The organism is Betaproteobacteria bacterium, assembly GCA_016194905.1.
Classification (GTDB): Bacteria; Pseudomonadota; Gammaproteobacteria; order Burkholderiales; family JACQAP01; genus JACQAP01.
On sequence record JACQAP010000008.1, the window covers coordinates 115,582 to 140,744 of the forward strand.

The following is a 25,163-nucleotide window of genomic DNA, read 5'->3' on the forward strand; positions in this document are numbered from 1 at the left end:
CTACGACTGGAAGCGCAGGGGCCGGTGCCACCAGTGCTCGAAGGGGTTGGAATGCAGAATGCCGTCGATGACATCGGCGGAGATGCGTGGCAGTCCGGTGCCTTCGACCATCTTGTTTACGTTCTTCAGTCCGTCGATGCTTTCCTGTACGCCCGAGAACGGAAAATCGGTTCCGAAAAAGATTTTGTCCGTCATCCGGTATTCCTGCGCGCAGGCGAGAATATTCCAGAATTGCCACGGCCGGTAAAACAGCGCCGATATCTCGCAATAGACATTTGGCTGCTTGCGCACCACGGCGATGGTTTCCTCGTACCACGGGTGCCCCATGTGGGCGCAGATCAGCTTGAGATCGGGATACTGTTGCGCGATCGGCTCAACGTGGATCGCGCGGCCGAGTTCGACCGGCGCATTGCGCGCGAAGGTCGTGCCCATATGCATGGTCAACGGCAGATCGTGGCGCACGCAGTATTCGTACACCGGCTTCATGCGCGGATCGGACAGCGGCACGCCATTGTAAATCGGTCCGTACTTGACGCCTTTGAGTTGCAGATCTTCCACCGCGTGCACCAGGCGATCCATGCAATCCGGCATGCGCGGATCGACGTAGGCGAAACCGACAAACTTCGACGGATACTTTGCGACACAGGCAGCGCAGGTTTCGTCGTCGCTCTCTACGCCGGCACTGTCGCCATAGCGGATCGGAAACACGATTGCCTTCCAGACGTTCTCCATTGCCTCGAACAAGGTATCGGCATCGGCAAGCACGCCAGGCGTTCCGTCCGGACGCATGCGCGCCATCTGGCTGCGCCACAACTCAGTCAGCTGATCGCGATTCCAGATATTGACGTGGCAGTCGACGATCATCTTCATGTCGTCAATCTCCGCGATTGCGAAGCTCGTGCCGGATGATTTTTCCAGTCGTGGTCATGGGCAGCGAATCGACGTAGCGCACCTGCCGCGGATATTCGTGGGCGGCAAGGCGCGTCCTCACGTGATCCTGCAGTTCGCGCGTCAGCGCGTCGCCGGGCGCGAAACCCGCCTCGAGCACCACGAAAGCCTTGACGATCTCGGTGCGCTCGGCATCCGGCGCGCCCACGACTGCCGCCATTCGCACGGCGGGATGGCCGAGCAGGCAATCCTCGATGGGTCCGGGTCCGATGCGATAGCCGGCGCTGGTGATCACGTCATCGTTGCGGCCGACGAATGTCACGTAGCCGTCCGCGTCCTTCATGCCGGTGTCCCCGGTGATGAGCCAGTCGCCGATGAACTTCTCCTGCGTGGCTTGGCGGTTGTTCCAGTAGCCGAGGAACATGACGGGGTCGGGGCGACGCACCGCGATGGCGCCAATCTCGCCCGCCGGCAGAATGCGCCCGGCGTCATCGACGATCTCGACGTCATGTCCGGGGGCCGCCTTGCCGATCGCGCCGGGTTTCGACGGGAATAATGTTTCGCAGGAAGACAACACCATGTTGCATTCGGTCTGCCCGTAGAACTCGTTGATGGTAAGGCCAAAGGTGTCGCGTCCCCATTGCAGCAACTCAGGTCCCAGCGATTCGCCGCCGCTGGCGAGCGAGCGGATGTCCAGTTCCCATCGCGAATTCGCATCGGCCACGCCGCGCATCATTTTCAACGCGGTCGGGGGCAGGAAGACATTGCGCACATTGTGTTTCGCGATCAGCGCGAAGGCCGTTTCCGGCTCGAATTTCTCGAACCGGTGCGCAAGCACGGGAATGCCGTGATGCCAGGCGGGCAGCAGGACATCGATCAAGCCGCCGATCCACGCCCAGTCCGCCGGCGTCCACATCAGATCGCCGGCTTCACCGAGAAAGTTGTGTGACATCTCGACGCCGGGAAGATGGCCCAGCAAGGTGCGGTGGGCGTGCAGCGCGCCTTTCGGCGGGCCGGTGGTTCCCGAGGTGTAGATGATCAGCGCCGGATCGTCGGCACGGGTCTGCACCGGCTGGAAGGTTTCGCCCATCGAATTCAGGGCTGCGTGGAAATCCTCGCCGCCTCGCCTCGCCCCGTCGATGCAGAACACGGTTTCCAGATCGGGAATATCGGCGCGGATATCTTCGATCTTGCCGATGCTGCGGGTATCCGTGATCAGGACCTTGATCCCCGCATCCTTCAGGCGATAGCGCAGGGCGTCGAGACCGAACAATGTGAACAGCGGAACGACTATCGCGCCGACCTTGTAAGCCGCTACGTGCGCTATCGCCGTTTCCGGTCCCTGCGGCAATAGGATGCCGACGCGATCGCCCGCGCGCAATCCGCGGCTGACGAACAGGTTCGCGGTCTGGTTGGACAGCCGGCGGATGTCCGCAAACGTATAACGCGCTGCGGACCCGTCGCGTTTTTCGTGAATCAGCGCAATGTGCATGGGATCGGCGGCCCACTTGTCGCAGATGTCGACGCCGATGTTGAAAAATTCCGGAATGGCCCAATCGAATCGGCTACGGACAGCTTCGTAGCTTTCGAAGCGTTGCAACACCTTTAATTCCTAAGGCAGGACTTTTATCTGTCTTACGAACTCAAGCGTGTAGGCCTTGTGGACATCCACGTCGGGCTTTACCAGCCTGGCCTTCGCCATGAAATCGAAAGTCTGCTTCCAGCGCGCGTCGGTCATCGTGAACAGGCCGAGCTTCTTCGCATCGCCGCCTTCGACGATGCCGTATTCCTTGAGCCTGGCGATGCTGAAGGCAAGCTGCTCGTCGTCCATCTGCGGATTGTCTTTCTTGATGAGCGCATTGGCCGGTGCCGGATTTTTGAGGTAACTCTTCCAGCCCAGCGCGGAAGCCTCGATGAAACGCTTGATCACATCCGGGCGTTCCTTGACGGTCTTGTTCAGCGTCACGACGGTCTGCGCATAAGGCGGATAGCCGTACTTGGCGAGATGGAAGATCTTCGGTTTCACGCCGCCCTTCTCGATGGCATAGGGCTCGGAGGTGATATAGCCTTGCTGCGCGATGTTCTTGTCCACCAGGAACTGCTGCACCGAGTAGGCGTAGGGCCGCTTTTGCGCTTCGGTGAAACCGTACTTCGCCTTCAACCACGGCCAGTAAGTGGTCTCGCTTGCCTGGCCGATCAGCAGCGTGCGGGTCTTCAGGTCTTCGATCTTTTCCACATCGGGATGCGCGATCAAACCGACCGGTTCGCTCTGGAAATTGGCGGCGACGGTGATGAGCGGCAAGCCCTGTTCGACGGCGTTGATGGTGGCGACGTCGTAGCCCATCACGAAATCGGCCTTTTCACCGAGCAGCAATTGATAGACGTTGACCTGCGGACCGCCCATGCCGATCTTTACATCCAGACCGTATTTCTCGTAGATCCCCTCGGCCACTGCCTGGTAGAAACCGCCGTGCTCGGCTTCGGCGAACCAGTTGGTGAGGAAGGTGACCTTGTCGAGCGCTTGGGCGGCGGCAGCGCTGAGCAAAAGCAACAAGGCGGCGGCAAGGCGGGCGAAGGTTTTCATTTTGAACAGCTCCTGCTGGACGGGATGCCGCAGTTTACGCCGCTCAAGCTTTTCCGGCATAGGGCTTGAGCCGGATTGGCGCTTAAGCGTCCAGCCAATTCGGTAGAGAGCGGAAAGTACCTGTCGGGCCTTGGACGAAGGCCAAGACGTCATGCAGCCGCTATCCCAATAGAGATGGGCTGTGGCACCGGTGCCGGCGAACGTGCCGGTTCTGGGCCAGGTTTCAATCAAGGCGGGCGAGCGCGCGCTGATCTGGCCTCCAGTGCTACTTCGTGAAATCTCTTTCTATTCGGCCTTTGACCAGTTTCGCGACTACGGGATCGAGCTTCGTCACTGCGAGGCGCTCGAACAATGCCGCCTTGTTCGTCATTGCATATCTTGCAAGAGCCTGGGTGAATTCGCGATCCTTTTCTCGTCCCGCTACATATTTGGAAATTGCGAGATCGTGAACTTCCAGACACAGACCGGCGAACCCTCCTGTATTGGGATTCTCGATGCGGACGAGACGCTTCTGCCAGTTTTTAGGAAGCGTGGCAGTGTCCGGACCTACACCTTGCGCGTAATAGCCATGGGTCCGATGGAATGTCGAACCTTCTCCAATTGCGCCGTCTATGCTGCCGGCCAGTTCGGGTCGCGACAAGGGATAGAGGTCGGCCTCCATGGATCGCGACAGTATCCCTGGCGCTTCGGGAAACTGACCGAGAACGGCCTGGCTGCCGATGATTACCAGTTCACGATCTCCGGCAATTTTTCCGGCAGCACGAATCAGGTGTTCAAGATCGGAACGCGTCATAGATCCGTTCCCGTTCTCTCATACTGAGAATGGTGGAAAAAGGCGACGATTGGCGCAGGCGGGTGGCACGTTCTCCAGGGTCGGTAATGACTGCGGAAACCTCCGCCCATGGCCGCTCAAGAAGCAGCCGCCATTCTTCCAGTGCTGATGGAATGCCATCCTTATACCGGGCACGCCAGCCGTCGAAAATTCTTTTCACGACTCGTAGCAGCGCACGATCCTGCTCGATTTTTGCCGCCGCCAGACAGTGCATCGCAAGGCTGCGCGCATCGAGGATCCGATGCTTCAATGCTCCGGCGGAGAGTGCCTGAATCGGTGCTTCAAGCCTTGTAACAGCGCGCAGGCCCGCCGCCCGGTGTCGTGCGCGGTAGCGCCGCATGCGCTCGGCGGCAGACTGCGCTTTTCCGGTCGACGGCCGGCCGATCCTGGATCGTGAAGATTTGGGCATTCATTTATCGTAACGAGTTACGATAAATATGGCAATCTCCATCGCGCGAACCTGCGATCGGTCATTTTCCCGGATGGGCGTCACGACAATCACGACTCCTGCGGCAATTCGCTTTCATGCCAGCGGCGCAATGCCAGCCTGGACAGCCAACTTACCACGAGAAAGAGCACAATTCCCGTTGCCGTGATCAGAAACAATGCGGCGAACAGTCTCGGGATTTTCAGTTGCAAGCCCGCCTGCAGTATCTGGTAAGCCAGGCCCGATCGCGTGCCGCCGGTACCGGCGACGAATTCGGCGACGACGGCGCCGATCAGCGCCAGTGCAGTCGCGACGCGCAGTCCGGCAAAAAAATAAGGTGCGGCGCTCGGGATGCGCAACCGCAGCAGGATTTGCGTGCGCGACGCGCCATAGAGACGAAACAGGTCGATCAGCCCGGTATCCACGCTGCGCAGACCCACGGTGGTGTTCGCGATTACCGGAAAAATAGAAGCCACCGTCGCGCAGATCACCAGCGCGTCGTACGGGTCGCTCACCCAGATGATGATCAGCGGCGCGATGGCAACCAGCGGCGTGACTTGGAGAATCACCGCGTACGGCAGCAGCGCAGATTCGAGCAGGCGGCTTTGCACGAACAGGATGGACAACAGGGAGCCGAGGAATACCGCGAGCAGCAGGGCCGAGCCGGTGACTTGCAGCGTGATCAGCAATGAGTGATAGAGCGATTCCCAATCGTGCAACAGGGTCTCGAGCACCAGCAGCGGGCCGGGCACGATATAGGACGGGATCTGGTTGATCGCGACCACGGCGTGCCACAACACCAGGAAGACCAGTCCCACCACGACCGGTGCGGCGATACTCGTCCAGTGGCGGCCGTTCATTCCCCGGCCTCCTGCATCACGGATCCGAGCATCTCCGACAACTGCGCGCTGTACGCCGCGAATTCGGCCGTGCCGCGGAAGGAGTCGGGGCGTGATCGCGGCGCATCGATACCGACCTCGGCGTGGATCCGGCCGGGTCGGGGAGACATCACCAGCACGCGCGAGGACAGGAATACTGCTTCGTAGATGCTGTGGGTGACAAACAGGACGGTGAGATTCTCGCGGGCGCTCAACTCGGAAAATTCCCGATCGAGGCGATTGCGCGTGATCTCGTCGAGCGCGCCGAAAGGTTCATCCATCAGTAGCAGGCGTGATCCGGTGACCAGTGCGCGCGCAATCGAAACGCGCATTTGCATGCCGCCGGAAAGTTCGCGCGGAAAGGAACGCGCGAATTCCTGCAGGCCTACACGCTCGAGCGCATGGCGCGTCGTCCTGTCCGCCTCGGCGCGGGCGGTTCCAGCCAAATCGAGCGGCAGCCTGACATTGGCCTGGACGCTCGCCCACGGCATCAGCGTCGGCGACTGGAATACATAGGCAAGGCGGGGCGGCGTAAATCCTTCCGAAATCACGATGCCGCCGCCGGTGGGAGGGGACAATCCCGCGATCAGCCGCAACAGGGTGCTTTTGCCGCAGCCGGAGGGGCCGACGATCGTGACGAATTCGCCCTCGCGCACGGTCAGGTCGATCGGTTCGAGCGCGCGAGTGTCATTCGGGTAGGTCTTGCAGGCGCCGCGAATGTCGACAGCGGCAACGGGTGTGTCTGGATGAGTCACGCCGCGATTCTAACAGCGCCGCTCCGCGGCCAGCCCAGAGAAAAATATTCATCACGGCAGCTTCAGCTCCAAGTGTTCCCTTGAGTGTTTCACCTTAAGGACACGGATACCCTGCGCGATAGCGTGGAGTACCCTTTTAGGAAAAGCAAAACTAGAAGAAGCGAATCGGGTTAATAGCAGGGTGACTATTCGCAGTTCCGTGCCGCCAACTTTTGCAGTGACGGATCATCAGTCACTGAAACAATCCAGCCCGAACATTTTCCTCGTTCTTGCCTTTCCTCCGCGCCCTCCGTGTCAGCCGCGGTGAAAAGGCTTTCCTGATCTTCACTTGCGTGTATCGATCGAAGGAAATGCCTCTGCAATCGATTCGATCTGACCTGCGCGTGGAGCGCTGTAGCCGGGCAGGCCGGCAATGAGATCGAGGAAGGCTTGCCCACGGATTAGTCCGATCAACTCCCGGGATTCCGGCAAGTCGAGCGATTCGTCGCGGCCTATCAGCATGTAGCGTTCCTTGGCCATCGGCAGGAAATCGAGCGCGAACTGGCGCGCGGCGGGTTCCACGCCGAATCCCGCGTCGGCCATGCCGCTGGCGACATAAGCTGCGATCGCGGCATGCGTGAATTCTTCGGTCTGGTAGCCATCGAGACGCTGATGATCCACGCCGGCGTCGTCGAGCAGTTGATCGATGAGCAGACGGGTTCCGGAACCGCGCTGCCGGTTGATGAATACCACGCCCGGACGGCCGAGGTCGGCGAAGCTGCGGATATTTTTCGGATTTCCCCGCGCCAGAAACAGTCCCTGGGTGCGGGTCACGAGGTGAATCAGTTTCTGTTTGTCGGGAAGGAGCCATTTCGCGTACTGGGCGAGCGCCAACTCGCCCAGCTTGCCTTCCGGCACGTGGAAGCCGCCGAAGTTGCAGGCGCCCCGCGCGACGGATGCGAGCGATTCCTGCGCGCCCAGGTAACGCAAGTCGAGCTGGATCAGCGAGTGCGCCCGCAACAACTCCGGCAGCTTGGCGACGGCGAAGCCATGGCTGGCGTGGATCCGCAGCGTGGATCGGGCTGTCGTGACGAGCTTGCTGATCTCCAGATTGAGTTCCGAGGCGAGGCTTTCCAGTTGCGGAGCGAGGCGTGCATTGATGCGCTGCTCCGCCCAGAGCAACTTTTCCCCCAGGGGAGTCAGGGTCGTGCCGCGACCGCGTTCAAGATTGACCAGCGGACTGCCGAAAAACTCCGACCAGCGGCCGATGAGGTTCCAGGCATGGCGATAGGAAAGGCCGGCTTTGGCGGCGGCCACCGTCAATTTCCCGGCGTCGTGAATGGCCTGCAGCACCGGGAAGAGTTGCTGATCGAGCTCATCCCCTGCCTCGTTGCTGACCAGCCAGGCTGGACGCACCAGAATCTTGCTCACTGCCCACGTCCTCTATATGCACGAATATTCATATTGTGGGATTATCACCCAGGCGCTAGCTTTTGCCTCCTAAAAGGATAGCACCGTCCACCCAATATGCAATTTCCTGCATAAGGGTCTGTCGAAGCGTGAGAATAGACCTGCCTCGCACGTCAGGCAGGAATCTAAGGAGGCGTTGTGTCTGAACACGAGCAGGACCGGAACGCGGTCATCAGCCGCGTTCTCGAAGAGCGAAAGCATCAGCCGGGAGCCTTGCTGCCGATTCTTCATGGCATTCAGGATGTCCTCGGCTACATTCCTCGCGAGGCCATTGCGCAAATCGCGCAGGCGCTCAACCTGTCCCGTGCGGAAATCCACGGCGTGGTGAGTTTCTATCATCACTTCCGCACCTCGCCGCCGGGACGGCACACGGTTTATCTCTGTCGTGCAGAGTCCTGTCAATCGATGGGGGCCAACCAGCTTGTCGAGCATGCCAAGGCGAAACTGGGCGTCGATTTCCACGAGACCACACGCGACGGTGCGTTTACCCTCGAACCGATTTATTGCCTCGGCAACTGTGCCTGTTCGCCCGCGATGATGATCGATGAAGAGGTGTACGGGCGCGTTACGCCCAAGCGTTTCGAGGAAGTTGTTCGCACTGTGAAAGAAGCAGCATGAGCGTCACGATCTACGTGCCGCGTGATTCTTCCGCCCTTTCGGTGGGGGCCGAAGCCGTAGCCGGCGCGATAGCGGTCGAAGCGGCGCGCCGCAACAGCGATGTGATCCTGGTTCGCAACGGGTCACGCGGACTGTACTGGCTGGAGCCGATGGTCGAAATCGAAACGGCGCAGGGCCGGGTTGCTTACGGCCCCGTGGCCATGAAGGATGTCGCTTCCCTGTTCGACGCCGACTTTTTGCACGGCGGACGTCACGTGCTTTGCATCGGCCCGACCGAGAAGATTCCCTATCTGCAGAAGCAGGAACGCCTGACTTTCGCTCGTGTCGGCATCACCGATCCGTTGTCGCTCGCCGATTATGCGGTGCATGGCGGCTGGAAGGGTTTGCGCGCAGCGCTGGCGATGGATGGCGCGACCGCCGTCAAGCAGGTTACCGATTCCGGATTGCGCGGCCGCGGCGGTGCGGCGTTTCCGGCCGGCATCAAATGGAAAACCGTGCTGGATACGTCCGCCGACCAGAAGTATGTGGTGTGCAATGCCGACGAAGGCGATTCGGGTACGTACTCCGACCGCATGATCATGGAAGGCGATCCTTATGTGCTGATCGAGGGCATGGCCATCGCCGGCATCGCCGTAGGTGCGACCCAAGGATACATCTACGTGCGTTCGGAATATCCTCATTCCTGCCAGGTGCTCGCCGAGGCGATCGCACTCGCCAAAGCCGGCGGCTATCTCGGCCCCGACGTATTGGGCAGCGGCAAGGCGTTCGAGCTCGAAGTGCGCAAAGGGGCCGGGGCCTATATCTGCGGCGAAGAAACTTCGCTGCTGGAAAGCCTCGAAGGCAAGCGCGGCATGGTGCGCTTCAAGCCGCCGTTGCCGGCCATCGCCGGGCTGTTCGGCAAGCCGACCGTCATCAACAATGTCATCACGCTTGCCTCGGTGCCGACTATTTTCGCCAACGGCGCGGCGCACTATCGCGATTTCGGCATGGGCAGGTCGCGCGGCACCCTGCCGATCCAGCTTGCCGGTAATCTGAAATACTGCGGCCTGGTGGAAAAGGCCTTTGGTGTGACCTTGCGCGAATTGCTCTACGACTACGGCGGCGGCTCGGCGAGCGGACGTCCGCTCCGTGCAGTGCAGATCGGCGGTCCGCTGGGCGCGTACCTGCCGGAACAGCAGTTCGATACGCCGCTGGATTACGAAGCCTTCATGGCGATCGGCGCGATGGTCGGCCATGGCGGCATCGTCGCTTTCGACGACACCGTGGATATGGCCGGCATGGCGCGCTACGCGATGGAATTCTGTGCCATCGAGTCGTGTGGAAAATGCACGCCCTGCCGGATCGGCTCGACCCGCGGCGTCGAAGTCATCGACCACATTGTCTCCGGTCTCGAGCGCGAAAAGAATATCGCGCTGCTCGAGGATCTGTGCGACACCATGCTGAACGGTTCGCTGTGTGCGCTGGGCGGCATGACGCCGTTTCCGGTGCAGAGCGCGCTGAAGTATTTCCCGAATGATTTTCGCGCGGCGCCCAAACGCAAGGTTGCGTGAGCGACGCAGCCCGGTAGAGGAGACTACGATGTCGCTGCAGACCAGCCCCGATTACGGCACCCCGAAGCGGGTTTCGGAAAAACTCGTCACGCTGGAGATCGACGGCGCCGAAGTTTCCGTGCCGGAGGGCACCTCGGTAATGAGCGCGGCCGTGGACGCCGGCGTACTCGTGCCCAAGCTGTGTGCGACGGACAGTCTCGAGGCATTCGGTTCCTGCCGCCTGTGCCTGGTCGAGATCGAAGACCGCAAAGGCTACCCCGCTTCCTGTACCACCACGGTTGCGCCGGGCATGAAGGTGCGCACGCAAACGCCGAAGCTCGCGGATCTGCGGCGCGGCGTGATGGAGTTGTACATCTCCGACCATCCGCTCGACTGCCTGACCTGTTCCGCCAACGGCAACTGCGAGCTGCAGGATATGGCCGGCGTGGTCGGCCTGCGCGAAGTGCGCTATGGTTACGAAGGCGAGAACCACCTGAAAGCCGAGAAAGACACCTCCAATCCTTACTTCAGCTTCGATCCGAGCAAGTGCATCGTCTGCTCGCGGTGCGTGCGTGCCTGCGAGGAAGTGCAGGGCACGTTCGCGCTGACCATAGACGGCCGGGGATTCGCTTCCATGGTCTCGCCGAGCGAAAACCAGCCGTTCATGGAATCTGAATGCGTTTCCTGCGGCGCCTGTGTGCAGGCGTGCCCGACCGCGACGCTGATGGAAAAATCCGTCATCGACAAAGGCCAGGCGGATCACAGTGTCACCACCACCTGTGCCTATTGCGGCGTGGGTTGTTCTTTCCGCGCGGAGATGAAGGGTGCGGAGGTCGTGCGCATGGTTCCCAACAAGGACGGCAAGGCCAATCACGGGCATTCCTGCGTAAAGGGCCGCTTCGCCTTCGGCTATGCCACGCATCCGGATCGCATCGCCAAACCGATGGTCCGCAGCCAAATCACCGACCCCTGGCGCGAAGTCTCCTGGGACGAGGCGATCGGCCATGCCGCTTCGGAATTCAAACGCATCCAGGCGAAATACGGCCGCGACTCGGTCGGCGGGATCACGTCGTCGCGGTGCACCAACGAAGAAACCTACCTGGTGCAGAAGCTGGTGCGGGCGGCGTTCGGCAACAATAACGTCGATACCTGCGCGCGCGTGTGCCACTCTCCGACCGGCTACGGACTGAAGACCACGCTCGGCGAATCCGCCGGCACCCAGGACTTCGACTCGGTGATGAAAGCGGACGTAATCATGGTGATCGGCGCCAATCCGACCGACGGCCATCCGGTGTTCGCTTCGCTCATGAAGCGCCGGTTGCGCGAAGGCGCGAAGCTGATCATCGCCGATCCGCGCACCATCGACATGGTGCGTACGCCGCATATCGAAGCTTCCTATCACCTGCAACTGCGCCCGGGAACCAATGTCGCACTGATCAATTCGCTCGCCCATGTGATCTTGACCGAGGGATTGGTGAAAGACGATTTCGTCGCCGCACGCTGCGACGTGAAGGAATTCGGCAAGTGGAAGGCGTTCATTTCCGAATCGCGTAATTCGCCGGAGGAGATGGAAAAAGTCACCGGCGTTCCCGCCGAGCAGGTGCGCGGCGCCGCGCGCCTGTACGCTACGGGCGGCAACGCGGCGATCTATTACGGACTGGGCGTCACCGAGCACAGCCAGGGTTCGACCATGGTGATCGGCATTGCCAACCTCGCCATGGCGACCGGGAACATCGGCCGCGAGGGCGTGGGTGTGAATCCGCTGCGCGGCCAGAATAACGTGCAGGGTTCCTGCGACATGGGTTCGTTCCCGCATGAATTACCGGGCTATCGCCACGTTTCCGACGACAAGGTTCGTGCTCAGTTCGAAAGGAAATGGGGCGTGAAGCTGGACAACGAACCGGGCCTGCGCATTCCCAACATGTTCGATGCGTCGATCGACGGCAGTTTCAAGGGCTTGTACATCCAGGGTGAGGACATCGCCCAGTCCGATCCGGATACCCAGCACGTCACCCATGCGCTGGAGGCGTTGGAATGCGTGGTAGTGCAGGACATTTTCCTCAACGAGACTGCGAAATTCGCGCATGTATTTCTGCCGGGCTCCTCGTTCCTGGAGAAGAATGGGACCTTTACCAATGCCGAGCGGCGTATCTCGCGCGTGCGCAAGGTGATGCCGCCGCTTGCCGGCAAGGAAGATTGGGAAGTCACGGTTGCGCTGTCCAACGCGCTCGGCTACCCGATGAAGTACAAGCACCCTTCCGAAATCATGGACGAGATCGCGCAGCTCACCCCTACCTTCACCGGTGTGAGCTACGACAGGATCGACGAGTTGGAGAGCATACAGTGGCCGTGCAATGACAAGGCGCCGGACGGTACGCCGGTGATGCACGTGGAGGAATTCGTGCGCGGCAAGGGCCGGTTCGTGGTCACCGAGTATGTGCCGACCGAGGAGCGCACCACCGGCAAGTATCCGCTGATCCTCACCACCGGCCGCATCCTGTCGCAATACAATGTCGGCGCGCAGACCCGACGCACGCCAAACAATGCCTGGCACAGCGAGGACCGCCTGGAACTTCACCCGCACGATGCCGAGCAGCGCGGAATCAACGATGGCGACTGGGTCGGCATCACCAGCCGTGCAGGCGAGACGGTGTTGCGGGCGACCCTCACCGAGCGCGTGCAGCCCGGCGTGGTCTACACCACGTTCCACTTCCCGGAGTCCGGCGCGAACGTGATCACCACCGACAACTCCGACTGGGCGACGAACTGTCCCGAATACAAGGTCACTGCGGTGCAGGTCACGCGCGTGACGCAGCCGTCCACCTGGCAGAAGCGCTTCCGCGAGTTCACCGATACGCAGCTCGACCTGCTGCCGCAACGCGAAGCCAGCGGGGCGTGAAGGCGTGACGCGCCGCGAGTTCGATGTGGCGACCGAAGTGCGCCGCGCCGTGCCGGCCGTGCGAGTCGACGAAAACTCGACTGGCGCCGTGGTCGAACAAATCGCCGAAGAAGCGCCGATCGCGCTGGTCTACAACGGCGTGCCGCATGTCGTCGTGATGGCTTCGCCGGCGAACCTCGGAGACCTTGCCCTCGGTTTCAGCCTGAGTGAGGGCGTGATCGCATCCGCGGCCGAACTCGGCGGCATCGAAATCGTGCCGGAGGAGACCGGCTACTCGGTCTATCTGAGCGTTCCGCCCGAGCGCGTCGCGGTCATCGAGCAACGCCGCCGCAATATGACGGCCCGCACCGGCTGCGGGGTATGCGGTGCCGAAACCATCGAGCAGGCGATGCGCAATGTCCCTAAAGTAGTAGCGCCGAAAGTTGCAAGTGCGCAACGGGTGACACGTCAGGCAATGGCAGGCGCAATGAAACAGCTGCCTGCGCTGCAAACGCTGAATGCGGCAACCGGCGCGACTCACGCGGCGGCTTGGGCGAATCTAGACGGGCAACTGCAACTGGTACGCGAGGATGTGGGCCGCCATAACGCACTGGACAAGCTGATTGGCGCACTGGCTGCCGGCGGCATCGATACCGCGCAAGGTTTCGCCGTGATCACCAGCCGCGCCAGTTACGAGATGGTGCAGAAAGCGGCGATGGCCGGTATCGGTTTGCTCGCAGCGGTGTCGGCGCCGACCGCTCTGGCCGTGCGTATTGCGCGCGAAGCGGGTGTGACGCTCGCCGGCTTTGTCCGCGGGGAGCGTTGCATGGTTTATGCCGATGAGGCGCACCGGTTGACCAAGAGTAAAGACTGGAAAGCATGAACATCGAACGTCTGGTTCGCATGGCGAACGACATCGGCAATTTCTTCAAGGCGGAACCGGATCACGCGGTGGCAGTGGACAGCGTGGCTCTGCATCTCAAACGGTTCTGGGATCCGCGCATGCGCAAAGAGATCGTGGCTTACGTCGATGAAGGCGGCACCGAACTGATGGATCTGGTGCGCGAGGCGGTACTCAAATTGCGCTGATGCGCGATTTGAAGGGGCTAGGGAAAAAGACGAGGGGCTAGGGACTAGGGGTTAGGGGCTAGTAAAGTTTCAGGCTTTATTCCCCCCTAGCCTCTAACCCCTAGTCCCTAGTCCCTAGTCCCTAGTCCCTAGTCCCTCGGCGGCTCACGCCGCCATCGCCTGCCGTTTCTCGGCCTGCTCGCCCACTCCCAGCACCGCAATCAGCGATAGTGCCTGGAAGGCGCCGATACCGATGAATACCCAACCGGGATGATGCGCGTCCATGAGCAGGCCGAACATCAATGGCGCGCCGGACAGTCCGATGTCGAGGCCGGAATAGACCACACCGTAAACGCGGCCGGTCGCATTCTTCGGCGCGGCAGCGCGCACCAGCAGGTCGCGCGATGGGCCCGCCACGCCGGACCCGAAGCCGATTGCACCCAAAAGTACGATGACCATCGCTACCGGCGGCACGGCGCTCGCCACCAGCACTGAAACTGCGCCCGCGCCGGCAAAGGCAATCGCGATCACCTTGTCATGCTGCTGGAACTTTGCCGCCAGGAAACCGCCGACCACAATGCCACCGGCACTCGCCAGCATATAGGCCGTGATGCACGCCGTCGCATACGTCAGGGGAATCTCGTACAGTTCGCGCAGCGCGGTGGCGGCGAAGCTCTGTATGCCGCCGAAGGAAATCGAGGAGATGAAGAAGAAGGCGAAGCACATCCACACCGCCGGTACTTTCATGAAACCCAGTGTTCCGCTTCGGGCTTCTTTCTTCTTCGCCGATTCCGCCACTGCGTCACCGACTTCGCGGGGATCGAGGAGATGGCGGAACGCGATCAATACCGCTAACACGGTGAAAGCCAGCACTGCGGCAGCCAGCAGCGCCATGCGCCAGTTTGCGACAGTCGCGATCCCGGCCAGAAAAATGGGTGCAATAGCCCAGCCGAGCGTGCCGGTCAGTCCGTGGACACTGAAGGCGTGCCCGAGACGCGGGACGCTGACGCGTCTGTTCAGCAGGGTGAAGTCCGCGGGATGGAATACGCAGTTACCCAAGCCGGCCACGCCGGCGAACAGGACCAGCATCGGATAGTTCTGGCTGGCGGCCAGGCCGAGCGCCGAAATGCCGAGCAGGGCGATACCGCCGAGCAATACCCGCAGGGCGCCAAAGCGGTCCACGACGAAGCCGGCGAGCGCTTGGCCGACGCCGGATACGATGAAAAATACGCTCATCAGCAAGCCGAGTTCCGCGTAGCTGACAGCAAAGGCATCCTTCAGCCAGGGGAACAGCGGTGCAAGTGAAAGATGAAAAAAATGTGATGTACCATGCGCCAAGCCGACTAGGCTGATGACCTGGGCGTCGCGCCGGAACGAATCGACCGTAGCGGTAGTCATGTGACGGGAGGGAAATGACGAGACTCGAAACATAGCGCAACCTTGCCGATACGGCAAACCGGTCGGTCGAGGCACTTGTTTCGCAGTGATTTATTTTGCGGCGATTTAGGCATAATCCGCATCACTTCGAAAGGATGCCGAACCCACTCATGCCCGCAGCCGGAAAACCTGGTTCAAGACCTGTGGCAAGCCGAAAGCGCGGCCCCGATCACAGCCTGACCGATCAGGCGTATTCGAAGCTGGAAGAATTGATCGTAACGCTGCAATTTGCGCCGGGAGAAATCGTGTCGGAGGCGGCGCTCAGCCGGCAACTACGCATAGGCCGTACCCCGATCCGCGAGGCGCTGCATCGGCTCGCGCGGGAACGCCTCGTGAACATCCTGCCGCGGCGCGGCATCATCGTTTCTGAAATCAACATTGGCGCGCAGCTTCGGCTGTTGGAAGTGCGGCGTGAGATCGAGCGCCTGGTGGCGCGCTCTGCGGCAAGGCGCGCCAGCGACGTCGAACGCAGGCAATTCATCGATCTCGGCAAGGCATTCGAAGCCGCGGCCCGTACCGATGATGCAACCGCCTTCATGCGGACCGACCGTGGCTTCAACGAACTTTGCCTGGTGGCTGCGCATAACGAATACGCGGCCAGCGCGATGGTGCTGATGAATTCGTTGTCGCGGCGGTTCTGGTTCATCCATTACCGGCAGGCGGCCGACATGCCGCTTGCCGCCAAACTGCATGCAGCGGTCGCTCGTGCGATTTCAAAAGGCGATGCAAAGGCCGCCGCCGGGGCCTCGGACCGGCTGCTCGACTACATAGAGGAATTCACCCGGTCCACGGGGGAAGCCGCCTAACGCCGGCCTGCTTGACTCCCGGCCGCTCGCGAGTGTAGGGTCGCATATCACTGATATATCAGAACGTACCCCTCGCTGCGGAGGCCTGACAATGAACGCTGGAACCCTTACGCCGAAGCAGGCGGCATTCCGCGACGAGTATCGGCGCAATATCGCTTCCTGGTACAACGGCTGGGGCCATCTGTTGTCGATCTTCGTTCCCGGCATCGCCGTCGTCTGGTATTGCGTCGCGCACGTGCACGAACCGACCGCCTGGGAACTGCTGTTCGTGATTCCCGTGCTGGTGTTCTACAACTGGAATGAGTGGTGGCTGCACAAGAACGCCATGCATCGTCCCATCAAGGGTCTTGGCGGCATCCTGATGCCGGTCTACCACCGCCATACCCATCAGCACCACCAGTACTTCACGGCGCAGGTGATGACCTACGACACCAACCGCGAATGGCGCATCGTGCTGTTCCCGCCTTATGCGTTGATCGTGTTCCTGGTGATGACGCTGCCGGCCGCGTTGATACTGGGCTTCCTGTGGTCGGCGAACGCAGGCTACATGCTGATGCTGCTGACGCCGATCTACTACCTGAACTACGAGACTTTCCACCTGTGCTGTCATGTGCACGACAACTGGTTCGTGCGCAATTTCCCGTTGGTGAACACGATTCGCCGCCACCATGCCGCGCACCACAGTCAGCCGATCATGATGGAACGCAACATGAACCTGACTTATCCGGTTGCCGACTGGTACATGAGGACCAGCGACCTGCAGCGCGGCCTGCTCGGCCATCTGTTCAACGGCTACAGCACACGGTATGTGAAGAAGGAATATACGAGCGACCAGGGTGCCGAGCTCGACGCTCGCGTGACCACTACCTGAAGATGAGGATTCCCTGACAACAACAAACCTCAAGGGAAAGGGAGGATGGGCGCCTTCGGCGCCCATCTGTTTTTTTTGCGGGCAAAAAACGTGGAATCCATCGATAATGGCGTCCTTGGACCGCCGAGCAACATGGACCTGCAGGAATTCACGCTGACCACGTCCCGGGATTCGCCGCCGGCGGGATTGATTCCCGCGCTGGAGGCGCTATGGTATCTGCGCAAAGGCAACTGGGATCGCGCCCACGCGATCGTGCAGGAACATGAAGACAACAACGCGAATGCGCTGGTGCACGCGCACTTGCATCGCATAGAAGGCGATCTTGCCAATGCGGGCTATTGGTATCGCCGTGCCGGGGAAAAGACGGCTGACGCCGCACTCGAAGAAGAATGGAAGTCGCTGGTCGCGTACTTCCTCCGGGAGAACGCTACATGAGCAAGCTCGAGATCCGCATCGAACCCTGCACGCAGTCGGCGCCTTCAACGCTACCGAACCCGCTGGGTTTCGGGCGGCATTTCACTGCGCGCATGTTCACGCGGCATTACACGGCCGGAAAGGGCTGGCACGATGCGGTCATCGGGCCTTATCGGCCGCTGGCGCTCGATCCGGCATCCCAGGTTTTCCATTGCGGGCAGATGATTTTCGAGGGAACCAAGGCCTACTCGCGCCCGGACGGCAATCTCAATCTGTTTCGTGTCGAGAAGAATGCCGAGCGGTTCAATCGCTCCGCCGCGCGTCTGGCAATGCCCGAGGTCGACATCGACGAACACGTTCAGGCAATTTCGGAACTGGTGAAGCTCGAACATGGCTGGGTGCCGAAGCAGGAAGGCGCGGCGCTCTATATCCGCCCGGTGATGATCGCCGTCGAAAATACGCTGGAGGTTCGCGCCAGCCGCACTTTCCTGCATTACATCATCCTGAGCCCGGTCGCGCCGTACTTTGCAGGCGGCTTCAAGCCGGTCTCGGTGTTCGTGTCCGACGGCTATGTGCGTACGGTACGCGGCGGCACCGGAGAGGCGAAGACACCGGGTAACTATGCGGGCAGTCTGGCGGGGACGGAGGAAGCGATCGCCGCAGGCTATCAGCAAGTGCTGTGGCTCGACGCGGTCGAACGGCGTTACGTCGATGAAGTCGGCGCGATGAATATCGCCTTCGTTTACGAGGGCAAACACATCCGCACGCCGATGTTGTCCGGCGCCATCCTGCGAGGCGTGACGCGCGATTCCCTGCTGACGCTTGCGCCCGATCTCGGCTACAGCGTGAGCGAGGACCGCATTGACATCCGCGACGTGCTGCGCGACATCGAGGCAGGCAGGATCACCGAAGCGTTCGGCATCGGCACGGGCGCCGTTATCGCGCCGGTCGGCAGCTTTGGCTACCAGGGCCGCGACTACGACTTGGGCACTGGCGAACCGGGGCCGGTGGCGCAGCGGTTGTTCAAGGGGTTGACCGACATCCAGTACGGCCGTGCCGCCGATCCCTACGGCTGGACGCGCGTGGTCAAAGTTGCGTCCGAAACCAGGGCAACTTCCGTCACCAGCGCGTAACGCTTTCCCGTCTTGCCGTGCCTGCCCCGAGCGTCTGCCGTTCCTAGCGACGTCGTTTGCCTCCATACTTGTACCCGAGCATGTGGTGCAATCGACTTCCCATCTTTCGTTTCCTTTTGCTGCGGATCGCCAGAGGCGGACTATTCGCGGTGCTGGTCTTTGCGAGCACTGCCCGCGGTGAGGACAATTACGCCGCAGCGCGCGGAGTAATGGTGCGCGAGATCGAGCAGATGACACGGCTCACTGCCGAAGAAACCGGGCGCCCTCGGTTCGACCAGCGGGTGCTCGAGGCGATGGGCGAGGTGGAGCGGCATCTGTTCGTGCCTGGCGCACAGCAGGGCAATGCCTACGAGAACCGGCCGCTGCCGATCGGACACGGGCAGACGATTTCGCAGCCGTACATCGTCGCGCTCATGACCGATCTGCTGCAGACCAGGCCCGATCACGTCGTCCTCGAGATCGGTACCGGTTCCGGCTACCAGGCGGCAATCCTGGCCAAACTCGCCCGCACGGTCCATACGATCGAGATCATCGACCCGCTGGGCCGCCAGGCTGGCGTTCGTCTCGCGCAACTCGGCTACCGCAACGTGCAGGTGAAAGTGGCGGACGGCTACTACGGTTGGCCGGAGCACGCGCCGTTCGATGGAATCATGGTGACCGCGGCCGCCAATCACGTCCCTCCATCGCTGGTCCGCCAGCTCAAGCCGGGTGGACGCATGGTGATCCCGGTGGGCACGAGTTTCCTCACGCAGGTTTTGCTGCTTGTGGAAAAAGAGCCCGACGGCTCGGTGACCAGCCGCCAGATATTGCCTGTGCGTTTCGTGCCGCTGACCGGCGGGCATTGATGGTGCCGCGGCAGCGGCCAAACGCCATGGACAATGCCGCGATCGCGCGCTTGCGCTTCACAACCGGCGGCGGAACCGCATGCCGTCGCTAGCGAACGGCGCTGCGCCCGAAAGGATCGGCCTGCCGCTTGCGCTCGGCCTCGCGCTGGCGCTGGTCTCCGCTGCGGCGCTGGCGTACGAGATCCTGCTTACGCGGCTCTTTTCGATCATCCAGTGGCATCACTTCGCCTACATGATGATCAGCGTGGCGCTGCTCGGCTACGGCGCCGCGGGCACGGCGGTAACATTGCTCCGCGCGCGCCTCGAGCCGCACTTCGTCGCAACCTTCGCCGCGGCCGCTGGCGGGTTTGGGGTGACTGCGGTCGCGTGCTTTCTGGCAGCGCAGCGGCTGCCGTTCAACGCGCTGGAGTTTCTGTGGGACTGGCGCCAGCCGTTGTGGCTGCTCGCAATCTATCTTCTGCTGTTCGTGCCGTTCTTCTTCGCGGCGATCTGCGTATGCCTCACCTTCACGCGCTTCGCCGCGCAAGCGCATCGCATCTACAGCTTCGATATCGTCGGTGGCGCGGCGGGCAGTCTCGGCGTGATCCTGGCGCTGTACGCGATGTCGCCAGCAACAGTGCTGGGTTGCGTCCCAGCCGCGGCGTTGAGCGCGGCGGCGTGCGTCTGGTGGTTTGCGGGGGGAAGGCCGCAACTCGCGGCGGCGCTGCCGATCGCGCTTGCGGTGGTCATCGTTCTGGCCCTGCAGACACCGCTTGCGCAACTGCGCGTGTCGGAATACAAGCAACTGTCGCAGGCGCTCAATGTCATGGGTGCGCGCGTCGTCGCCGAGCGCTCCAGCCCGCTCGGACTGGTGACAGTGGTCGAGAGTCCCGAGGTGCCGCTGCGGCATGCGCCGGGGTTGAGCCTCAGCGCACCAGACGAGCCGCCTGCGCAACTCGGCGTCTTCACCGACGGCGACGGATTGAGCGCGCTCGACCGTTTCGACGGCCGGCGCGAGTCCCTGAACTATCTCGACTACCTCACGTCAGCGCTGCCCTATCACCTCGCGCGCGATCCGCGCGTACTGGTGCTCGGTGCGGGGGCGGGCGGGGACGTGCTGCAGGCGCTGTACCACCGTGCCGCCAGCGTGGATGCGGTGGAGCTGAATCCGCAAGTCGTGGACCTGGTGGAGCGGCAGTTCGCCGGATTCTCCGGCCGGCCTTACAGCCAGCCTGGCGTCAGACTGCACATCGGCGAGGCGCGCGGATTCGTCGCTGCCGGCCGGGAGCGCTACGACATCATCCAGGTTGCGCTGCTGGACTCCTTTGGCGCCTCGTCTGCGGGATTGCACGCGCTGTCGGAAAGCTTTCTCTACACCGTCGAGGCGATGCAGCGTTTTATGGCGCATCTCGCTCCGGATGGAGTTCTGTCGATCACGCGCTGGGTGAGTCTGCCACCGCGCGACACCTTGAAGCTCTTCGCCACTGCCGTCGTCGCGCTGGAGCGGGACGGGGTGCGCGATCCGGCGGCACGCATCGTGCTGATCCGCAGTTGGAAGACGGCGACACTCGTCGTGAAGAACGGCGAGGTCACCACGGAAGATATCGCGCGACTGCGCGAATTCTGCCGCCTGCGTGGATTCGACCTGGTGTGGTATCCCGGTATGCACCCGGAGGAGGCGGACCGCTACAACCGACTTGACCGGCCGTACTTCCACGAAGGTGCCGTCGCGCTGCTCGGGCCGCAGCGCGACAATTTCATCGAGCGCTACAAGTTCGACATTGCGCCGGCGACCGACGACAGTCCCTACTTCTTCAATTTTTTCCGCTGGAAGACGCTGCCCGAACTGCTGCGCCTGAAGGATCGTGGCGGCCTGCCGCTGCTGGAATGGGGTTATCCGCTGGTGGTTGCCACGTTCGCGCAGGCGCTGCTGGTCAGCGCCGTACTGATCCTGCTGCCGCTTGTATGGTCGCATCGGGCGAAGCCGGAAGACCGTCGAACGGGGCGGCTTCGCACCGCAGCCTATTTCGCCGCACTGGGAACGGGATTCATGTTCGTCGAGATCGCCTTCATCCAGAAGTTCGTCCTGTTTCTGAGCCACCCTCTGTATGCCGTCGCGGTGGTGCTGTTCGCCTTCCTGCTCTCGGCAGGCTTGGGCAGCATGGCCTCGCAACGGGTCGCACGGTTGGTGCGCGGAGAGCTTGCGCCGATCGCCTTGCCGGTAATCGCCATCGTACTGCTGATCGCGGGCTATCTGCTGGCGCTGCCGGGCATGTTCGAGACGCTGATCGGGCTGCCCGATGCAGTCCGGATTGCACTGACCGTGCTGCTCATCCTGCCGCTGGGAATGTGCATGGGAATGCCGTTTCCGATTGGGCTGCAGGCGTTGAGCGCGCAGGCGCCGCAACTGGTGCCATGGGCGTGGGGGATCAATGCCTGCACCTCGGTCACGGGAGCGGTGCTGGCGACGCTGCTCGCGATCCATCTTGGCTTTACCAGCGTGCTATGTGCCGCTGCCGCCCTATATGTGCTCGCCGTCGCGGTGTTCCCGTGGAGGACGCGTTTACAGCATTGCTAGTGATCCGAACAGCTGATCGAGTGGTCGATGAAGGACGAGGGATGCGCTGCTGCTGGGCGAGCAAATCACCCTGGTCATGCTGGCGGGCTGCGGACTGATTCTGATCGGCACCGCGCTGGTATTCGGGATACTGCGGCTGCCGCTTCGGCGCGGGACCACCTGAGTTCGCTGTTACTTCTCCTGCAACAGAGGCAGCACTTTCTCCGCGTAGTAATACGGCTGTTTCGCGCCGCGGGTCTGGCTGCGCACGGTGCCGCTGCGGTCGATCACGAAAGCAGTAGGGGTCGGATATTTGCGTTGGAATCCGTTCTGCTCGAGATCGTCGGCCATCACACCCGGCAGTCCATAGATCCCGAGCATGCGCTCGACGCGATGGCGGTCTTCCAGGCTGTCGATGCCGACGACGATGACTTCGAAGCCCTGGTCATGGTGCTGCTCGTAGAAAGTTTCCAGATTGCCGATCTCGTATGCGCAGAAACTGCAGTAACTGGAGTAGAAATTGACCAGCACCACCTTGCCGCGCATCTGCGTAAGATCGAAAGCCTCGCCGGAGAACAGCGTGCCCTTCAGGGCAGGCGTGGGTTCGCCGAGCTCGGCGGCCGGCTCGGCCGGTGCGGCGGCAAGAATAAAAAGCAGGGCGGCAAGGGCTTTCAGCTTTTTCATGCGGGGAATCCAGCTCAGTCGAAATGCTTCGTCAGCGTCCGATGCACGCCAGTATACTTTGCCGATCATCGAAATAGACCAGGAGGTGACGCAATGGCCGAAGCAGGCAGTCAGATCACCGCCGATTCGCAGGTTGCCCGCATATTCGAGTGGCGGCGCGGATTCAATACCATTCATCTGATCGATCTGGGCGTGCACCTGGACTTGTTCCGCGCGCTGGCGCAGACGCCGGGACTGAATGGTGCCGAACTGGCGGGCCAGCTCGGATTGCACGCGCCATACGTCGAGGTTTGGTGCAAGACCGCTTACGGGCTGGAAATCCTGGATGCGGATGCGCACGGAAAATACCGGCTCGCACCGTATTTCGATGCGATCCTCGCCAGCCCAACGCATCCGCGCTACCTCGGCGGCTACGTGCGTCTGGGCATCGAAGTGGCGGCGGACGATTTCCGCCGCTGCCGCGAAGCTTTCAAGTCCGGAAAGGCGAAACCATTTCAGGGACGCGGCGACCACTTCAACCAGGCGATCGCCGAATCCACGCAAGGTCTGCAGGTTGTCACCGCCAAGAAGATCCTGCCCGGATTGACGGACCTCGCGGGACGCCTTTCCGCCGGCGGGGCGATTCTCGAAATCGGCTGCGGCACCGGCAATTTCCTTTTGCAGGCGGCGAAAGCCTTTCCCGGCGCGCGGCTCGTGGGCGTCGATATCGACGATGAGAGCCTGGCCAAAGCCCGCGACAAGGTGCAGCAGGCCGGCCTCGCCGGGCGAATTACCTTGCACAAGGAAAAAGTGGACGATGCCGCAGTCGCGTTCGACGCGGTCGTGATGATCGAAGTGCTGCATGAGATCGCGCCGGAGATACGTCCCGCCGTCGTCGGTGCCGCGGCGCGCACGCTCAAGGCCGGCGGCTGGATGGTCATCGTCGACGAAACTTATCCGACCACGCTGGACGAAGCGCGCCGTCCCGAATTCCGCTTTCCGTTGCAGACCGGCTTCGAGGAACTGATCTGGGGCAACGTGATTCCGACGCGTGAAGAACAGGAAAAGCTGCTGCGCGACGCGGGGCTGAAAGGCGCGATCAACCGCGAGTTGATCGGCGAGGGGTTTACCGTGCTGACGATACGACGCTGAAGCGCGCGCCGATTCGGGTCATTTCGTGAATACGCCGTCGGCGATTGCCGAGACTGCGGTTTGTCGAGGCCGAATTCGCGCGGATCCGTGCCGCGGTACTCGCCCGGTTCCATTGCTCGCACGGGGCCCGACGTGTTCATGGCCTGCACCACCAACGACAGTTTTTCCGCGAGGGCTTGAGCGGTGAGGGTCTTGACGGCGTTTGTGACTGGTGGCGGCGTTATCCGCCAAAAAATGCCCGGTCGACGAACAAGACCAGTCCCACCGCCAGTATTACGCCCGAGACGGTTGCGACCACGCGCGGTTCCCACGACTTTGATTTCAGCCGCATCAGGATGGGAACGACCAGCAATACGACGGTCAACTGACCCGCTTCCACGCCGAGGTTGAAGTTCAGCAGAGACAGCAGCAGGTTTTCCTTCGGCAATCCGATCTCCCGCAGCACCGAGGAAAACCCGAATCCGTGCGCCAGGCCGAACAGGAAACTCACCGCCCAGCGGCGGGATACCGCATAGCGCGGCAGCAGGTTTTCCAATGCGACGTAGGCGATCGAAAGCGCAATCACGGATTCAACCAGCGCGCTGGGAAGGACAACCACGTCCAGCGCGGCGAGTGCCAGCGTGATGCTGTGTGCGACGGTGAAGGCGGTGATGATCTTCAACAACGACCACAATCCGCCGCCGCGCAACATCAGCGCCAGCAGGAAGAGCAGGTGATCGTAGCCGGTCAGAATGTGTTCGATGCCCAGGGGAAAGAAGCTGCCGGCTCCGCGTGAGGCGCGGGCTTGTTCCCCTGCTGAAACGCTGGTCTCCCGAGCATCGGAGCCGAACGCAAACTGCTGGCTGCCCCCGGACCACACGATGAGCGCCAGCGTATGTTGGTTGCTGCCGAGCGCTTCCGACATGTCGTCGCGAATGGTCAGTTTGCGGATCTCGCCGGGACAGATGAAATCCACGGTTCCCGTGATGCTGATGGAGGTCGCGGACGGTGGCACAATTCGACCTTCGGCGGCCGCGCAGGTCGCGCCGTCGCTGGCAAGATGGATTTTTTCGCTGATCGTCGTGATGAGCGGCCGGTAGTCCGGTGTCGCACCCGATTGGCCGAGGTGCATCTGTTCGGCGAGGGGGCCGGGCGGAATGTCTGACAATGTCAGACTGTAGCGCACGGACTTTTCGTTTATGGTAATGGTGGCGAACCCTGTCATGCCACCAGTGTGCGCACCGGCCAGACCAGCCCATCCGAGCAGCAGGAGCAGTGCGAACGCCTTCGCCGTCTGTCTGCCAACCGCGGAGCGGAGAGATTTCCAGGCGGCGGGAGTCGGCTTGGTACGGGTCATCGTTTGCAGGGTTTGCGCTTCGTAGGGCGGCGAAGTTTACCTGCCGCTCCCGGGTGGCGGCAAT

23 protein-coding genes are annotated in these 25,163 nt (G+C 61.8%); 12 read left to right on the forward strand and 11 right to left on the reverse strand.

Annotated features, from left to right (window positions below; all coding sequences use genetic code 11):
* The 8 genes from HY067_03995 to HY067_04030 all read right to left on the reverse strand — a co-directional run bounded on the left by HY067_03995 (nt 1) and on the right by HY067_04030 (nt 7,774).
* The gene (locus HY067_03995; GenBank protein MBI3527108.1) at nt 1–864 is read right to left on the reverse strand and encodes an amidohydrolase; all 864 of its coding nucleotides are present in this window, start codon (nt 862–864) and stop codon (nt 1–3) included.
* Between the two features lie 10 nt (nt 865–874).
* Nucleotides 875–2,491 (reverse strand): acyl-CoA synthetase, encoded by a 1,617-nt coding sequence (locus HY067_04000; GenBank protein MBI3527109.1) that lies wholly within the window; start codon nt 2,489–2,491, stop codon nt 875–877.
* Nucleotides 2,492–2,500: 9 nt separating this feature from the next.
* On the reverse strand, nt 2,501–3,472 hold the full coding sequence (locus tag HY067_04005; GenBank protein ID MBI3527110.1) for an ABC transporter substrate-binding protein: 972 nt from the start codon (nt 3,470–3,472) through the stop codon (nt 2,501–2,503).
* Nucleotides 3,473–3,737: 265 nt separating this feature from the next.
* Nucleotides 3,738–4,265, reverse strand: coding sequence for a hypothetical protein (locus tag HY067_04010; GenBank protein MBI3527111.1), 528 nt, complete (start codon nt 4,263–4,265; stop codon nt 3,738–3,740).
* Nucleotides 4,246–4,644: a hypothetical protein gene (locus HY067_04015; GenBank protein ID MBI3527112.1), complete on the reverse strand. Its 399-nt coding sequence runs from the start codon at nt 4,642–4,644 to the stop codon at nt 4,246–4,248. Before HY067_04015 ends, HY067_04010 begins: the two co-directional genes overlap by 20 nt.
* Before the next feature lie 158 nt (nt 4,645–4,802).
* On the reverse strand, nt 4,803–5,591 hold the full coding sequence (locus HY067_04020) for an ABC transporter permease (GenBank protein ID MBI3527113.1): 789 nt from the start codon (nt 5,589–5,591) through the stop codon (nt 4,803–4,805).
* On the reverse strand, nt 5,588–6,364 hold the full coding sequence (locus HY067_04025) for an ABC transporter ATP-binding protein (protein ID MBI3527114.1): 777 nt from the start codon (nt 6,362–6,364) through the stop codon (nt 5,588–5,590). Before HY067_04025 ends, HY067_04020 begins: the two co-directional genes overlap by 4 nt.
* Before the next feature lie 324 nt (nt 6,365–6,688).
* Nucleotides 6,689–7,774 carry a helix-turn-helix transcriptional regulator gene (locus tag HY067_04030; GenBank protein MBI3527115.1) on the reverse strand — a complete coding sequence of 362 codons (1,086 nt, stop codon included), beginning with the start codon at nt 7,772–7,774 and terminating at the stop codon, nt 6,689–6,691.
* Between the two features lie 177 nt (nt 7,775–7,951).
* Between HY067_04030 and HY067_04035 the strand changes: the two genes are divergently transcribed.
* Genes HY067_04035 through HY067_04055 form a run of 5 tightly spaced genes read left to right on the forward strand, consistent with a single transcriptional unit; the run spans nt 7,952 to nt 13,927 of the window.
* Complete coding sequence (locus tag HY067_04035; GenBank protein MBI3527116.1) at nt 7,952–8,431, forward strand: formate dehydrogenase subunit gamma; 480 nt, start codon at nt 7,952–7,954, stop codon at nt 8,429–8,431.
* On the forward strand, nt 8,428–9,981 hold the full coding sequence (locus HY067_04040; GenBank protein MBI3527117.1) for an NADH-quinone oxidoreductase subunit NuoF: 1,554 nt from the start codon (nt 8,428–8,430) through the stop codon (nt 9,979–9,981). The genes HY067_04035 and HY067_04040 overlap by 4 nt, the downstream gene beginning before the upstream one ends.
* A gap of 28 nt (nt 9,982–10,009) precedes the next feature.
* Entirely contained in the window at nt 10,010–12,859 is a 2,850-nt protein-coding gene (gene fdhF / locus HY067_04045) for a formate dehydrogenase subunit alpha (GenBank protein ID MBI3527118.1), read from the forward strand.
* The gene (gene fdhD / locus HY067_04050) at nt 12,813–13,721 is read left to right on the forward strand and encodes a formate dehydrogenase accessory sulfurtransferase FdhD (GenBank protein ID MBI3527119.1); all 909 of its coding nucleotides are present in this window, start codon (nt 12,813–12,815) and stop codon (nt 13,719–13,721) included. The genes fdhF and fdhD overlap by 47 nt, the downstream gene beginning before the upstream one ends.
* Complete coding sequence (locus HY067_04055; GenBank protein ID MBI3527120.1) at nt 13,718–13,927, forward strand: formate dehydrogenase subunit delta; 210 nt, start codon at nt 13,718–13,720, stop codon at nt 13,925–13,927. The genes fdhD and HY067_04055 overlap by 4 nt, the downstream gene beginning before the upstream one ends.
* A gap of 144 nt (nt 13,928–14,071) precedes the next feature.
* Here HY067_04055 and HY067_04060 read toward each other — a convergent pair whose 3' ends face one another.
* Complete coding sequence (locus HY067_04060) at nt 14,072–15,304, reverse strand: MFS transporter (protein ID MBI3527121.1); 1,233 nt, start codon at nt 15,302–15,304, stop codon at nt 14,072–14,074.
* Between the two features lie 149 nt (nt 15,305–15,453).
* Here HY067_04060 and HY067_04065 point away from each other — a divergent pair, with 149 nt between their 5' ends.
* From HY067_04065 to HY067_04090, 6 genes are all read left to right on the forward strand, one after another.
* Nucleotides 15,454–16,149 (forward strand): GntR family transcriptional regulator, encoded by a 696-nt coding sequence (locus HY067_04065; protein ID MBI3527122.1) that lies wholly within the window; start codon nt 15,454–15,456, stop codon nt 16,147–16,149.
* A 91-nt stretch (nt 16,150–16,240) separates the two neighbouring features.
* Nucleotides 16,241–17,020, forward strand: coding sequence for a fatty acid hydroxylase family protein (locus HY067_04070; protein ID MBI3527123.1), 780 nt, complete (start codon nt 16,241–16,243; stop codon nt 17,018–17,020).
* Between the two features lie 132 nt (nt 17,021–17,152).
* Nucleotides 17,153–17,455 carry a hypothetical protein gene (locus HY067_04075; protein MBI3527124.1) on the forward strand — a complete coding sequence of 101 codons (303 nt, stop codon included), beginning with the start codon at nt 17,153–17,155 and terminating at the stop codon, nt 17,453–17,455.
* A complete protein-coding gene (locus tag HY067_04080; GenBank protein MBI3527125.1) occupies nt 17,452–18,567 on the forward strand; it encodes a branched-chain amino acid aminotransferase in 1,116 nt (371 codons plus the stop codon). Before HY067_04075 ends, HY067_04080 begins: the two co-directional genes overlap by 4 nt.
* Before the next feature lie 209 nt (nt 18,568–18,776).
* On the forward strand, nt 18,777–19,412 hold the full coding sequence (locus tag HY067_04085; protein MBI3527126.1) for a protein-L-isoaspartate(D-aspartate) O-methyltransferase: 636 nt from the start codon (nt 18,777–18,779) through the stop codon (nt 19,410–19,412).
* A 79-nt stretch (nt 19,413–19,491) separates the two neighbouring features.
* Nucleotides 19,492–21,969 carry an SAM-dependent methyltransferase gene (locus HY067_04090; protein MBI3527127.1) on the forward strand — a complete coding sequence of 826 codons (2,478 nt, stop codon included), beginning with the start codon at nt 19,492–19,494 and terminating at the stop codon, nt 21,967–21,969.
* A 171-nt stretch (nt 21,970–22,140) separates the two neighbouring features.
* Here HY067_04090 and HY067_04095 read toward each other — a convergent pair whose 3' ends face one another.
* Nucleotides 22,141–22,632: a TlpA family protein disulfide reductase gene (locus HY067_04095; protein MBI3527128.1), complete on the reverse strand. Its 492-nt coding sequence runs from the start codon at nt 22,630–22,632 to the stop codon at nt 22,141–22,143.
* A gap of 93 nt (nt 22,633–22,725) precedes the next feature.
* On the opposite strand from HY067_04095, the gene HY067_04100 reads away from it, so the two are divergent.
* Complete coding sequence (locus HY067_04100) at nt 22,726–23,763, forward strand: methyltransferase domain-containing protein (protein MBI3527129.1); 1,038 nt, start codon at nt 22,726–22,728, stop codon at nt 23,761–23,763.
* Between the two features lie 220 nt (nt 23,764–23,983).
* On the opposite strand, the gene HY067_04105 is transcribed toward HY067_04100, so the two are convergent.
* On the reverse strand, nt 23,984–25,099 hold the full coding sequence (locus HY067_04105; protein ID MBI3527130.1) for a HupE/UreJ family protein: 1,116 nt from the start codon (nt 25,097–25,099) through the stop codon (nt 23,984–23,986).
* Nucleotides 25,100–25,163: the final 64 nt, after the last annotated feature.